This window comes from Oryzibacillus soli, assembly GCF_051594765.1.
Lineage (GTDB): Bacteria > Bacillota > Bacilli > Paenibacillales > NBRC-103111 > Paenibacillus_AR.
The window spans coordinates 131,004-144,633 of the sequence record NZ_JBPPGJ010000006.1 but is presented as its reverse complement, the minus strand read 5'-3'; the positions used below and the strand labels follow the sequence as shown (position 1 = coordinate 144,633).

At 60.7% G+C, this 13,630-nt stretch carries 9 protein-coding genes; 4 read left to right on the top strand and 5 right to left on the bottom strand.

The window, feature by feature from the left end:
- Positions 1–195: 195 nt before the first annotated feature.
- On the top strand, positions 196–1,170 hold the full coding sequence (locus ACSEXW_RS10050; RefSeq protein WP_438445998.1) for a YpdA family putative bacillithiol disulfide reductase: 975 nt from the start codon (positions 196–198) through the stop codon (positions 1,168–1,170).
- Between the two features lie 132 nt (positions 1,171–1,302).
- The gene (locus ACSEXW_RS10045; RefSeq protein WP_438445997.1) at positions 1,303–2,385 is read left to right on the top strand and encodes a DUF1835 domain-containing protein; all 1,083 of its coding nucleotides are present in this window, start codon (positions 1,303–1,305) and stop codon (positions 2,383–2,385) included.
- Positions 2,386–2,523: 138 nt separating this feature from the next.
- Here the strand turns inward: ACSEXW_RS10045 and ACSEXW_RS10040 are convergent, their stop codons facing one another.
- From ACSEXW_RS10040 to ACSEXW_RS10030, 3 genes are all read right to left on the bottom strand, one after another.
- The gene (locus tag ACSEXW_RS10040; protein ID WP_438445996.1) at positions 2,524–5,556 is read right to left on the bottom strand and encodes a glycoside hydrolase family 2 TIM barrel-domain containing protein; all 3,033 of its coding nucleotides are present in this window, start codon (positions 5,554–5,556) and stop codon (positions 2,524–2,526) included.
- A 98-nt stretch (positions 5,557–5,654) separates the two neighbouring features.
- Entirely contained in the window at positions 5,655–8,879 is a 3,225-nt protein-coding gene (locus ACSEXW_RS10035; protein ID WP_438445995.1) for an alpha-mannosidase, read from the bottom strand.
- A 145-nt stretch (positions 8,880–9,024) separates the two neighbouring features.
- Positions 9,025–10,059 (bottom strand): LacI family DNA-binding transcriptional regulator, encoded by a 1,035-nt coding sequence (locus tag ACSEXW_RS10030; RefSeq protein WP_438445994.1) that lies wholly within the window; start codon positions 10,057–10,059, stop codon positions 9,025–9,027.
- A gap of 135 nt (positions 10,060–10,194) precedes the next feature.
- Here ACSEXW_RS10030 and ACSEXW_RS10025 point away from each other — a divergent pair, with 135 nt between their 5' ends.
- Complete coding sequence (locus ACSEXW_RS10025) at positions 10,195–10,923, top strand: hypothetical protein (RefSeq protein ID WP_438445993.1); 729 nt, start codon at positions 10,195–10,197, stop codon at positions 10,921–10,923.
- Here the strand turns inward: ACSEXW_RS10025 and ACSEXW_RS10020 are convergent.
- Positions 10,893–11,837, bottom strand: a complete 945-nt coding sequence (locus ACSEXW_RS10020) for a helix-turn-helix domain-containing protein (protein ID WP_438445992.1) — start codon at positions 11,835–11,837, stop codon at positions 10,893–10,895. The two genes, ACSEXW_RS10025 and ACSEXW_RS10020, sit on opposite strands and share 31 nt — an antisense overlap.
- Before the next feature lie 80 nt (positions 11,838–11,917).
- Between ACSEXW_RS10020 and ACSEXW_RS10015 the strand changes: the two genes are divergently transcribed.
- Positions 11,918–13,276 (top strand): glycoside hydrolase family 30 protein, encoded by a 1,359-nt coding sequence (locus ACSEXW_RS10015; RefSeq protein WP_438445991.1) that lies wholly within the window; start codon positions 11,918–11,920, stop codon positions 13,274–13,276.
- A 110-nt stretch (positions 13,277–13,386) separates the two neighbouring features.
- On the opposite strand, the gene ACSEXW_RS10010 is transcribed toward ACSEXW_RS10015, so the two are convergent.
- Positions 13,387–13,527, bottom strand: coding sequence for a hypothetical protein (locus ACSEXW_RS10010; protein WP_438445990.1), 141 nt, complete (start codon positions 13,525–13,527; stop codon positions 13,387–13,389).
- Positions 13,528–13,630: the final 103 nt, after the last annotated feature.

Genomic DNA, 13,630 nt, shown 5'->3' with positions numbered 1-13,630 from the left:
CGTAACCTGCCTGACAGGAGATTTTTTGCCAAATCGTCCATATTGCTCCACACCGATCCACTAGACCAATACTGTACATTCCCTTTCAGGGTTCTTCTTCCTCAATAATGGCGGAATCGGCCCGGAGCGGACTTGATGTTTCCACCACAAATCTGTGATATCCTGTACCTTATAAACGAACGGAGGTGAACCGGAATGGAGGATATCGTCATCATCGGTGCGGGGCCTTGCGGTCTGTCCGCCGCCATCGAGCTGCAGCGAGCAGGCTTCCGGCCCCTGATCATCGAGAAGAATGTCGTCGTGCACAGCATCTCCCAGTATCCGGTCTACATGTCGTTCTTCAGCACGCCCGAGCTGCTGGAGATCGGCGGCTATCCCTTCACGACGCCCAACGAAAAGCCGACGCGTCTGGAGGCGCTGAACTATTACCGGAACGTGGCGCAGCGCGCCGGCGTCCGCATCCGCCCCTACGAGACGGTGACCGCGGCGGTTAAGGAAGCCGACGGCTTGTTCCGGGTGGACAACGTCAACCGCTTCGGCGAAGCCGTCACAACCCGATGCCGGGGTGTAGTGGTGGCAACGGGGTATTTTGACCACCCGAACCTGCTGGGCATCCCCGGAGAGGATCTGCCGAACGTGACCCACTTCTACCGGGAGGCCCATCCCTACACCGGCATGAGGGTCTGCATCATCGGCGGCAACAACTCAGCGGTGGACGCGGCCATGGACCTGCTCAAGGTGGGGGCCGAGGTGACCGTCGTATACCGGGGAGAGGATTACTCGCCGAACATTAAGCCCTGGGTGCGTCCGCTGTTCGAGAGCGCCGTCAGCAAGGGCCGCATCCGCATGCTGTTCCGCTCCCGGGTGGAGGCCATCAGCTTGCGGAGCGTGACGGTCCGTTCGCCGGAAGGGGCGCAGACGCTGGACAACGACTTCGTGCTGGCCTTGACCGGCTTCCGCTCCAGCCGCAAGTTCCTGTCCGACAGCGGCGTCCGCATCCACGGCGAGTGGGAGCTGCCGGAGTTCAACCCGGACACCATGGAGACCAACGTGCCCGGACTGTATCTGGCTGGTGTCGTCGCCGCGGGGCGTGACGCCAACGAGATCTTCATCGAGACCGGACGGGACCACGGCAAGCGGATCGCCAAGCATCTGCAGGAGCAGAAGTAAGGCGGAAGGCTGGGAACAGTGCCCCGCCGGGTCGACGCCCGTGCCGAAGCCGGAGCAGTGCCGGTACGATACCAATGTCGTGTCGATACCAGTCCTATACCTGTGCCATGCACGGAAAGGAAGGAAAATGGAATGAAAGACTTTCTAGCCATAAAAAAGGTAACCGATCGCTTGGGCGTAGAGGAATTGAAGCCTTATCTGAGGTTTATTTTGGCGGAAATCCAGTTGATTAAGGAGCAAGAAGAACCGCTTGAAGCGGCGGCTTCCAAACTTATTGAGCTATATGACGAGCTGATGGGACTTCAGGAAAAAAGAGCGGAATGGACGCCTGTACCGACCTGCACTCACGTTCATATCGTCATCGGCGATTCCTTTGCGGGCGGCATGAAACAGGCCCTACGAGGACTTGGCTGCACGGAAACGCACAAGCTGATAACGTTGCGGGAGAATTATGCCATTGGTCCGATCAACGGCCTAGACTCGCCGGAAGGACGTATGGCACGCTGCAATTGGTTCCGCAACCATATCACGGAAGCATTCGAAGCATACGATGAATTCGAAGAGGAATACATCGGGCTATTAGACCAGCTTGAGCAAATTCCAGAGCAGGCAGAAGTCATGGTTTGGACCAGCGGCAACGCATGCGAGCAGGCAGGGATGAGACATGCGCTTTACCTTCTGCGAAACAAGCGTAACTCTATATCAGTAAACGACGCTTGCGCAATCTGCGAGAAGCTATACAACCGGCCTGATGCCTTCATTACCTATAGGTACTCGGGTGAAATCCCTTCGGAAAAACTACAGGAAGCAATCGTTCGGCTCGACGGCAAAGGCAAATTGTGCCCATCTGATATCACGAGGCTGGAACGGGAATGGCAGATCCTTACGGAACAAACAGGAATATTACGTATTTGGCAGGATAGCACGGTGCTTGAGGTGCCTGCAGAATATTATGATCATTATCTGCTGGAGAAGCTGGACAACCTTAAGCCATCAGCAGGCGATAACGGCTTCCTGAAATCAGCCCGTTTAATTGGAGAGGCGATTGGTTATTGCGAGCAATATATCGGGGCTTCTTATTTTGAATACCGGCTGAGGGAGTTGATCTATGACGGAGTTCTTGAAATTAAGGGTGTCCCGGCCGCAATGAGATACTATAGTATTAGACGTAAACAGCGTTACAGGCAGGTTGAAGCTCGTGAATGCGGACTCTAATGCCATTATCATAAAAACACAACGGCAGTCTAAGACTCTGTTTCAAGTCTTGGTCTGCCGCTGTCTCATTTTTAGCCTATAAAACTGCGTGAACTCGTTCCTCTTTCGTCTATACCATATTATCGCGGGACAATTGCCCTATTCGTCTTCCTTGAATACCGGCCGGATCGAGAAGCCGAACCGGATGGTTTTCTCATTTAATTGGTACTTCTCCAGCAGCTGCGGTCCGCAGGAATTGGAACCGACGCCGCTTATCTTGTAATCCAGCTGGACGATGGTCATCTTGCGCTTCACGAGCTCGTAGGTGTGCTGGGCAGCGGTCAGGTCTGCCGCCGTGTAATGCGAGGCGTTGAAGGAGAAGTGCTCCGGCGCCGTTACCTTCAGGCCCATCCCCAGCTCATTGGATACGATGGCCCACTCGGTACCGAAGCGGGAGCCGTTCTCCTGAGGCATGATGTAGTTCTCGAACATGCCGTCCACGGTCGTCAGATACAAGCCGCGGCGAACGCTCTGCCGCTTATCCGCATAGCTCTCATGAGGTCCGAAGCCGAAGTACTCCACCTCCTCGTTGCCCGCCGGCATGACCAGCTGCAGACCGAACCGGGGGAGGAACGGCAGATCCTCACGGACGGAGGATTGCGTCTCCACCAGGATCTCCCCGTCCGGGCGGACGGTCCATCGCGCCGTTCCACGGACATAGGGCTTCCTCATATAACCCGCCAGCGAAAACTCCACGGTGACCTCCACCGCACCGTCCCCGCTCTGCGTCCATTCCGTGCGGTAGACCTTCATGCCGGCCCGGTCGAGCCCCTCTTGCTCCCACAGCTTGCGGATATTCCGGTCGTTATCCGTCGGCGCCCGCCAGAGGTTGAACGTGATGGGCGCTTCCAGCATCTCCACGCCGTGCTTCGAGATCCGGGTGAAGACCCCGTCATACAGATCGAAGGCATATTCGAAGTCGAAGCCCTGCATCCGCAGCAGATGCCCGTTCTCCGCCGGCTTCAGCTCCCCAACGGCCGTCCGTGCAGCAGGATCGGCCTTAGGCGCGGCTGCCAGCTCGAACTGGGCGAAGCTGATCTCATAGCCGGCGTCGGCCCACCGGGTAGCCAGCTTGGTACGCACCGAGACCGTCAGGTCATACGTACCGGACGCTCCCTCCGGCAGCCGGTACGGCACGGTTACCGACACCGCCTGCTGCGGCCCGGCCGCCAAGCCTTCCAGCTGGCCTTGGGCCACCGTCACGCCGTCCTGTTCCACTCTCCACAGCGCCGTCAGTCCCGACAAGTCCGAGAAATCATACCGGTTCATCACCCTAAGCCGCCCAGCCGCCAGATCCTCCGCTTCCACCGTAACCGGCGCGATGACCTGCTTCAGCTCCAGAAGGCCGGTGTGAGGCACCCGGTCCGGGCTGACCAGACCGTCGATGCAGAAGTTGCCGTCGTGGGGCATGTCGCCGAAGTCCCCGCCATAAGCGAAATAAGGCGTGCCATCCGCTGTAGACGTCAGGATGCCGTGATCGCACCATTCCCAGACACAGCCTCCCATCAAGAGCGGATACCGGTAGATGACGTCCCAGTAATCCTTCAGATCCCCCGGTCCGTTGCCCATCGCATGGCTGTACTCGCATTGGAAAAGAGGCTTGGTGCGGCTCGGATCCTGCCCATATTCCTCCAGATATTGGACGGAGGCGTACATCCGGCTCTCCACATCCAGACAGTCCGTGTCCGAGCTGCCCTTGTAATGCGCGGCAGCCCCCTCGTAGTGGACCGGCCGGGAAGGATCCCGCTCCTTGGTCCAACGCGCCATGGCGATGTGATTCGAACCATAGCCGGACTCGTTGCCCATGGACCACATGACGACGCAGGCATGGTTCTTATCCCGCTCCACCATCCGCACCGCACGGTCCACGAAAGCGGCCTGCCAGTCGGGATCGTTGGTCAGCATATGGAAGGCCTCCTCCGCCGGCTCCTCCGCGCTGCGGACCCCGTGGCATTCCAAGTCCGCTTCGTCCACCACATAGAAGCCGTACTCGTCGCATAGATCGAGAAAACGCGGATCGTTGGGGTAATGAGAGGTCCGGATCGTATTCACGTTATGAAGCTTCATGAGCTCTAGATCCCGGCGCATATGGTTCACCGGAATGGTCTGTCCCAGCACCGGATGGGAATCGTGACGGTTCACGCCCTTCAGCTTCACCGCCCGGCCGTTCACCGTAAACACGCCGTCCGCGATACGGACCTCCTTGAACCCCGTGCGGAAGGCGAGCACCTCCTCCCCGGCCCACAGGTACAGCCGGTACAGATACGGAGCCTCGGCATTCCACAGCACCGGATCGGCCACTTGAAGCTCCAGCGTGCCGTTCCCGTCGACGGTTCCCTGCGTTGCAGCCACCGTCACTCCAGCGGCATCCCTAAGCTCCGCGCGGACGGCAAGCGGGCCGGTGGTGTCGATCTCGCACCGCAGACGGGCGCTCTTGTAATCCGGAGCCAGCTCCTGGCGGTTGAAGACATCCCGGATGCGGATGCGGTCCCGCGACAGCAGATACACATCCCGGTAGATCCCCGAGTGCCGCCACAGATCCTGATCCTCGATATACGTGCCGTCGCACCATTTCAGCACCATGACAGCCACCCGATTCATGCCGGACCGGAGCTTCGTCGTCACGTTGAACTCGGACGGAAGGCGGCTGCCCTGGCTGTATCCGGTATACTCCCCGTTGACCCATAGATAGAAGCAGGCGTTCACCCCTTCAAAAACCAGGAACTGCTCCTTGTCCTCCCCGCCCTCCGGCAGCTGAAAATCCCGGACGTACAGTCCGGCGGGATTGGCGTCAGGGACGAACGGCGGATCGCAGGGAATCGGGTAGTTGACGTTGGTGTAATGCAGCTGGTCGTAGCCGCTGGTCTGCCAGCAGGAGGGTACGATCAGATCATCCCAGCCGCTCACATCGGAGGTCTCCAGGTAGAAGCCCTCCGGAACCGTCTTCACACTGGAAACATACTGGAACTTCCAGCTGCCGTTCAGCGTGCGGAAGTAGGGGGAACGCCCCCTTTTGCCCGACTCGGCCTGCGCCTCCTCCCGGTACGGAATATAAGAAGAACGAGGTGCTTCGCGGTTCTCATGAAGCATCTGCAGGTTCTCCCAATACGGATTCACACGGATCACAACCATCGCCCCTTTCATGGTTCGTATAATTATATGACCACTATACAGCACCATTATTGGGGATTCCATCAGATTATTTTCACCCTAATAGCACAATATGAATATTAGTTTCGCAACCTCAGCAGGAAGGTTCGGATCTCATACGGCAGGACTGTGATCCGGATCTTGGAGCCTTCCTGCGCAACGCCCAAGGGCCGCTCCATCAGGTCGCATTCCTGCCAGGAGACGATCCCGTCCATGGCGCTGAGCGTAACCGGGCCGCTCCGGCCGGTGAATTCATGCATCCGGACGATGAGCCCGGAGCCGTCCTCCGCCCGTTTGACCGCATCAATGGCGATATGGTCTGCATCCATGCGGAGGAAGGAGCCCCCGTCGACAGCGGCCTCTCCCCGGCAGACGGACAAGGGAGCATTAAGCGACCAGGCCTCCCGGGCGGTTCCGCCCTCCACCCAGTCCCCGGTGTGGGGAAGCAGGGCGTACGTAAAGGCATGGTGTCCCTGGTCCGCCTGCGGGTCCGGCTCGATGGCCGACTTGATCAGGGACAGGCGCAGAACGTTGTCCTTGATGTCGTAGCCGTACTTGCAGTCATTCAGCAGGCTTACGCCGTATCCCCGTTCGGACAGATCCGCCCACTGGTGGCCCACCGTCTCGAACCGGGCGTAATCCCAGCTCGTGTTCCAGTGGGTCGGACGCTTCACGTTGCCGAACTGGATGTCGTACGTGGCCTCCGTTGAGCGGACCGCCACAGGGAAGGAGGCCTTCAGAAGCTGCTGCTGCTCGTGCCAATCGGCCTCCGTCTCGAAGTCGATCCGACGGCTGCCGGAATATACCTTGAGCCTCTGCCGGATGGTGGAATCCATGTACCGCCACCGGAACACCACGGATGCCTGCAGCCGTCCGGCCTGCTCCCGCTCCACGGACACCAGCTCCGTCACCTCCCGCATCTTCTCCAGGTAGAACAAATCGATGTCCCAGGCATTGTACATCTTGGGCTTATCCTCGAATACCTGAAGCACATTCCCCCGCAGCCCCGGAGCCAGCACTTCCTTCTCCGCTGCCCGGTCGTAGATCCGGGTCAGCTGCCCGGATTCATTCCACTCCAGCACGTAATGGGGAGTGATGACGCCCGATGCCGTCCACACAAACGGTTCCTCCTGGCCGCTGCCGGCACCATACCCCGTACCCGAATGGGGCTCCGCAGCAGAAGCCGCACCGGCAGCTCCGACTCCTTCCTCTGCCGGAATGCCCGGCCGGAACCGGATCACCTCGCTGCCCATGGCCGGCACCTCCTCCACCCGAACCAGCCAGCCGTCCGCAAGCCGGTCCGCTTGAAGAGGCGTTCCGTCGGACCGGGCCCAATAGCCGGCTTCCCCGGGGGCGCCCGCCGGGATATGAACCGGCTCCGTCCGGTCGAAGGCTGCGCTGTTGAACACGGTGTACGCCACGGATCCTTCCGCACCGGACTCCGAACGGTCCGGCGCCAGCTCTGCGGCTGCCTCCTCCAGAGCCGACCGTCCCAGCGCCTCCGCCTCCGCATACTCCAGCCGGGAGTCCTCGTATACCTGATGGATCGAGGAGCCCGGGATGATATCGTGGAACTGGTTGCGAAGGATGATCTTCCACCCTTCCTTCAGCCGGTCCGCCGGATACCCATCCAGCGTTCCCTTCCGTACGGCCGCCATAGACTGCAGCCACTCCGCCTCCCGGTAGAGCAGCTCCAGCTTCCGGTTCATCCGCTTGTTGTAGGCCTGGCTCGTATAGGTGCCCCGATGGTACTCGAGATACAGCTCCCCGTCCCAGGTATGGACGTATTCGCCGGTCTCGCGGAACGTCGTCTGCAGCCGCTCGAAATACTCGTCGACCCGGCCCGTCTTCACGTTCGGCAGCCCCGGCATGGCGTCCAGCCTGCGACGCAGCTCCAGCATGTCCCGGTTCACCCCTCCGCCCCCGTCTCCGTAGCCGTAGGACAGGAGGAGCTCCCGGTTCACGCTCTTGTCGCGGTACTGCTCCCAGATTCCCTTCACGGCGAAGGGCTCCACCAGCCCGTTGTAGGTATACCACCATACGTTGGCGTCGGTCCGCTCGGGGGTGGTGATGAAGTGGGTCAGCACCTCGCTGCCGTCGATGCCCCGCCAGACGAAGGTGTCATGAGGCATCCGGTTGTATTGGTTCCAGCTGATCTTGGTCGTCATGAAGGTGTCGATGCCGGACTTCTTCAGGATCTGGGGAAGCGCCCAGCTGTAGCCGAAGACGTCCGGCAGCCACAGGTACCGGCACTCCGCGCCGAACTCCTCCCGGAAAAATCCCGTGCCATACAGGATCTGCCGGACCAGCGATTCTCCGCTGGTCAGGTTGCAGTCGGCCTCCAGCCACATGGCGCCGCCCGCCTCCCAGCGGCCCTCCCGCACCCGCTCCCGGATCCGGCTGTAGATTTCCGGATAATCGTTTTTGATATATTCATAGAGCTGGGGTTGAGACTGCAGGAACACATAGTCCGGGTATTGCTCCATAAGCCGGAGCACCGTGGAGAACGAGCGGGCCGCCTTCTCCCGGGTATGGGTCAGCCGCCAGAGCCAGGCTACGTCGATATGGGTATGTCCGATGCAGCGGACCGTAACCGGGGTCTTCTTCTCCCAGTCCGCCATCCGCGCGGTCAGCCAAGCGTCCGCCTCCCGTACGGAGGAATAAAAAGCCGCGCTGCCCGGCCGGGACCAGTCCAGCAGGTTGAAGGCTTGGTTCAGCTCCGACAGGAGCTGCTGCTTCTCGGGCTGACCCTCCGCCAGCACCTTGACCGTATCCAGAGCCGCCCGGCCCGTATAGTACAAGTTGTCCGCAGCCTCGTCCAGCACCGCCAGATCCGCCCGCTTGAACTGATGCTCCATCTCCTGGACCCGTCCGCTCGGATGCAGGCCGGACCACATGCGGAAGATGAATTCCAACTCCCGCCCTGCTGCATCCTCGGGCAGGAACACCTCCTTGTGGTTCGCGTCCACGCCCTGATAAGGCGCACCATCCAGATACAGCAAGGATTCGAAGCCCCCGTTGGTACCGCCGTAGGTCATCCCGAAGTCGAATACGCCGAGAATCCGGGCCCCCTTCCATTCCGCGGGAACGGTCACCCGCTTCTTCAGCCATACGTACAGGTCGCGGCCCTTCCAGCGCTCCCCCGCTTGCAGGATACCCTCGTACGGCCCTTCCGGCGGCGCCATGCCGTTCTCTCCGCTCTCATCCTGCCTGAGCTCCCACTCCTTAAGCGCCGTAACCTCCCTATAGCGGTAATCGCCCAGCTCCCTTACCCGCTGCTCCAGCTTCTCCTCGGTCCAGAACATCGCAACAGCCTCCTCAATATGTATGCATGATTAATAACACGTGTTATATTCGCGAAAAAAGCACGCTCCCCATGCCGCTTCTTAAGCGGAGGGGAAAGCGCCTCTTCGTTAGGCCCGCCAGCGCGGGCCCAACGGGATCGTGCAGCTACAGGCTGTCGCCCGGCAGCAGCACCGCATCCAGCCATGCCTTCTCCGGCACGCGGACAGAGCCTTCGCCGCCAGCGATGCGGGCCAGCACCCGGCGTACCGCCTCCGCCCCCATCTGTGCGTAAGGAATCTCCACGCAGCTTAAGGAGGGCACGATCAGTCGGTTTCCCCGGATCGTGTTGTCGGCAGCCATCACCCGGAGTTCCCGCCCGATCCGCAGCTGAGCGGCCCAAGCGGCTCTGTAGAAGGACGGCACGCAATCCGACCAGTTGAAGAGCAGCACCGGGTAAGCGCCCCCTTCTCCCAGCTCCTTCAGGAAATCCGCCATAAGCGGATCATCCCGTGCGGCCAGCTGCACCGTCCGCGGCTCCAGCCCCTGCTCCCGGCACCAATCCGCGTATGCTTCCCGCCGCTTGCGCTCGGCCCAGTTGCCGAGGCTGGTCCCGGCGTACATCTCCACGTAGAGCGGGGCTTCCGTGTCCGTGCCGGCGGTTCGCCGGATATAATCGAGCGCCATCCGCACGCTTCCATAGTAATCCGTCAGAACCGAATCCACCGACTCGGACTCGGCATAGCCCTCGACGGAGACGTACGGCACGTCCGCCCGCCCCGCTTCCGCGGCCCATTCCTCATCCGCGAAGCTGGTGTCGTCGAAGGTGATGATGCCGTCGATTCTCCGCTCGTGGTAGAGGGAGAGCAGCTTCCTCCTCCCCTCCTCGCCCGCCGTAGGAGCGCTGATCAGAATCTGGTAGCCGGCGGCCTCGCATTCCGCCTGCATGCCCTCCAGCAGCTGGGCGAACAGCGGATGCCGGGTGCTCCCGTAAGCGGCCAGACACCGGCTTACCCCGGTTTTCATGGCCCGGGCCTGGGCGTCCACGTGGTAATTCAGCTCTCGGATGGCGGCAAGGACGGCTTCCCGGGTCTCCTCGCTGACCCCGATGCCCGGGGTATTGTTGATGACCGCCGACACCAGGCTGCGGGATACTCCTGCACGCTTGGCGACGTCAAAGCTGGTCGCGCGTTTTTTGGCCATGGTCATATGCACCTCTGAATGTATGGTAACACGTGTTATTCCCTCTGTAAACCTCTTCTCTGCCCTTGATGTATAAGAGGCTTTAAGGATGGAAACAGTTAGGGGATCGGATTCCGTTCGGGAGGGATACGCGGAATGATGTGGATCTCATTGGCCCTTGCGCTGGCCATCGCTCTGACCCATCTGGGCCCTAAGATCAAGGCGCTTGGCAAGCTGATGCATCAAGGGTGGATGCTCTCCGGCTCCGGCGGGCTGGCGGTGGCCTACGTCTTCGTGCACCTGCTTCCGGAGCTCGGGGAGCATCAGACCGTGCTGGAGGAGAAGGCCCGTGTGGCGTGGCTTCAAGCCCTGGAGCATTACGCCTACGTGACGGCCATGGCCGGCTTCATCCTCTACTTCGCCGTAGAACGGATCGCAACCGCCGCTTCGCGAAACCCCGATCGGACGGAGAGCAGCGGGAAGGAATTCTGGCTGCATACGCTCTCTTTCACCCTGTACAACGGTATCATCGGTTATCTGCTCGTCAACCGGATCCAGACCAATACGGTCTGGAATCTGCTCCTGTACGCCTTCGCCATGGGCCTGCACTTCCTCGTGGTGGATCATGCCCTCTACAACCACCACCGCCGGAAGTACGACCGGGTCGGCCGATGGTTTCTCTCCGCCGCGGTCGTGTGCGGGTGGGCCATCGGCAAGTGGCTGCCCATACCGGAATCCGCCTTTGCCCTTCTCTTCGCGTTCCTGTCCGGGGCCATCCTGGTGAACGTCATGAAGGAGGAGCTTCCCCATCAGGAGAAGAGCAATATTACCGCGTTCGTCGCCGGTGCCGCCGTCTATTCGGCTCTGCTGCTCCTGAGCGATTGAGCGGTCTTGTCTTGTCCGGACACCGGGGGGTTAGGGCTACCCTCACGGGTATAGTTGTAGGGATTACGGCGGTAGGCGCCTGGAGAGAGGCCATGGCGGGCCCGGAACACCCGGTGGAAGTACGGATACGTGCCGAAGCCCGAGGCTGCCGCCACCTGCTCCAGAGTCATGGGGCTGACCCGCAGCAGCTCCTCCGCCATGGCGAGGCGGATCTTCGTCACGTATTGCATCACGGACAGGCCGTAATGCTCCTTGAACAGATGCACCGTCCGGGAGATGCTCAGGTCCGCGTGGCGGGCCACCTCCTCCAGCTTCAGGGGTGTTAAAGCCCTCTCTTCGATGAAATGCTTCATGCGTACGGCCAGGTAGGAGGTTTTCCGCTCCGCCGACGGCTTCATTTCCTCCAGAGCCCGGTCTATCATCAGGCACAGCGCCTGCAGCAGCACCTCGGCCAGCTCCGGGTTGTCCCCGTTCAGTCCCCGCTTCTCCAGGATCAGCTGGTTCCAGATGCCCAGAAGCCTTCCATCGCCGATGATCCAGGAGGTCATGGGCCGCTCTCGCCGTCCCCACCAGGCATCCACCCACGGACCCTCGCAGAACACATAGTAGTCTCCGCTGGCACCCTGAAGCTCCACTCCGTCCACCGTGCGGACTCCCGTCTTCAGGGTATAGCTCGTGCCGGGCGGAAGGAGCGTCAGATCCCCCGGCCCCACCTCCCGGCTCTCATCTTCCACGGAGATCGTGCATACGCCTTCCGACTGAAGCCGGAAGATGTACATCTCCGTTCCGCCCTCGAAGGATTGGTAATATTCGCTCGTATGGTTGGAATAATTGCACAAATGCACCTGCACGCCGCGCTCCATTCCCATCCCCGCCTCCGTTGTCCGCTCCCAAGTTCCAGCCAGATCGTGCATATCGCTAGCCACTTTGTCGCTACTACTTTAGCAGGGGCGCTCCTATAATACAAGTATCAACGGCAGGGAGTGGATACGAGATGACACAACGGAAGATCCGCGTGTATCAGACGGCGCGGGATAATGGAGACCGGCTGACGGAGAAGGCCCCCGTGGCCTTCGTGTCGGACCCGAGCAGCTGGGAGCAGGAGAGCTCGCTCATCAACGTATATGAAGACGTGGAATATCAAGAGATCGAAGGCTTTGGCGGAGCCTTCACGGAGGCCGCGGCGGTCACGCTGGCCAAGATGAGCAGAGACCGGCAGCAGGAGATTCTGAAGGCTTACTTCGATCCGGAGGAGGGAATCGGCTATACCTTCTGCAGGACCCACATCAACAGCTGCGATTTCTCGCTGGGCAACTATGCCTACGTCGAGGAGGAGGACCCCACGTTGTCCGGGTTCGATATCACGAGGGATAAGAAGGCCTTGATCCCCATGATCCGCCAAGCTTCCGAGATTGCCGGAGGCCGGATGAAGCTTTTTGCCTCCCCTTGGAGCCCTCCGGCCTGGATGAAGACCAACGGAGAGATGAACCACGGCGGCAGCTTGAAGCCGGAATACCGCCAGACCTGGGCGGAGTACTACGTCAAGTACATCCAAGCCTACGCGCAGGAAGGCGTCGGCATCTGGGGACTGACCGTCCAGAACGAGGCCAAGGCCGTTCAGCGCTGGGATTCGTGCGTGTATACGGCGGAGGAGGAGAAGGATTTCGTCCGGGAGCACCTGGGACCGGCTCTGGAGAAGGCTGGAATGTCGGACGTGAAGGTCATGATCTGGGACCACAACAAGGAGCGGGTCTATGACCGCGCCAAGGTGGCCTTCGACGACAAGGATGCGTCCAAGTACATCTGGGGCATCGGCTTCCACTGGTACTCCGGGGATCACTTCGAGGCGCTGTCCGCCGTCCAGGCCAAGTATCCGGACAAGAAGCTGATCTTCACCGAAGGTTGCCAGGAGGGCGGCGTGCAGCTGGGCAGCTGGAAGACCGGGGAACGGTACGGCCACGACATCATGGGCAACCTGAACCATTCCATGTCCGGCTGGACGGACTGGAACCTGGTGCTCGACGAGAAGGGCGGCCCGAACCATGTGGGCAATTACTGCGACGCCCCGATCATCGCGGATACGGTTACCGGCCAGGTGATCTACGAGAGCTCCTACTATTACATCGGCCACTTCAGCAAATTCATCCGGCCCGGCGCCAAGCGGGTCGCCAGCACCAAGTACACCGACCGCCTGGAGGTGACGGCCTTCAAGAACACCGACGGCAGCGTGGCCGTCGTCGTCTTGAACCGGACGGACGAGGCCATCCGTTTCGCCCTGCGCAGCCAAGAGGCGTTGGCCGACAGCGTTATTCCCGCCCACGCCATCCAAACCTACGTGTACCCGTCCGTCTGACGGGTATCGGCGGCCGAAGGATCGCCGCCGACAAAAAGCCGTTCCCTCCGCATGGGATATGCGGATGAGGAACGGCTTTTTTTGCCGGCTGCTATGCGTCGTCGTCAGGCTTAAATAAAACCGGCCCATTCGATGTGGACCACGTCCTCCTCCTCGGCATCCCCCTCGTCCGGCTCCCCGGTCAGGTCCTCCGTCAAGCCGGCTTCGTTCTCGGCCTCCGCCCCTTCGCCGCTATTCCGGATGTCTTCCATTTTCTTGTCCCTCCCTTCGTCCCGGATTGATCAAGCTTTCGGTAGTCTTCCCCAATTGTCCCGGAAACAAATAAGCCCCCGGTCCCCGGATCGGAGACAGGAT

Excerpts from the sequence above, each read along its gene's own strand:
- ACSEXW_RS10045 (WP_438445997.1), top strand. The coding sequence starts at position 1,303 with ATGAAAGACTTTCTAGCCATAAAAAAGGTAACCGATCGCTTGGGCGTA.
- ACSEXW_RS10030 (WP_438445994.1), bottom strand. The coding sequence starts at position 10,059 with ATGGCCAAAAAACGCGCGACCAGCTTTGACGTCGCCAAGCGTGCAGGA.
- ACSEXW_RS10015 (WP_438445991.1), top strand. The coding sequence starts at position 11,918 with ATGACACAACGGAAGATCCGCGTGTATCAGACGGCGCGGGATAATGGA.
- ACSEXW_RS10020 (WP_438445992.1), bottom strand. The coding sequence starts at position 11,837 with ATGCACGATCTGGCTGGAACTTGGGAGCGGACAACGGAGGCGGGGATG.
- ACSEXW_RS10040 (WP_438445996.1), bottom strand. The coding sequence starts at position 5,556 with ATGGTTGTGATCCGTGTGAATCCGTATTGGGAGAACCTGCAGATGCTT.
- ACSEXW_RS10025 (WP_438445993.1), top strand. The coding sequence starts at position 10,195 with ATGATGTGGATCTCATTGGCCCTTGCGCTGGCCATCGCTCTGACCCAT.
- ACSEXW_RS10035 (WP_438445995.1), bottom strand. The coding sequence starts at position 8,879 with ATGTTCTGGACCGAGGAGAAGCTGGAGCAGCGGGTAAGGGAGCTGGGC.
- ACSEXW_RS10050 (WP_438445998.1), top strand. The coding sequence starts at position 196 with ATGGAGGATATCGTCATCATCGGTGCGGGGCCTTGCGGTCTGTCCGCC.
- ACSEXW_RS10010 (WP_438445990.1), bottom strand. The coding sequence starts at position 13,527 with ATGGAAGACATCCGGAATAGCGGCGAAGGGGCGGAGGCCGAGAACGAA.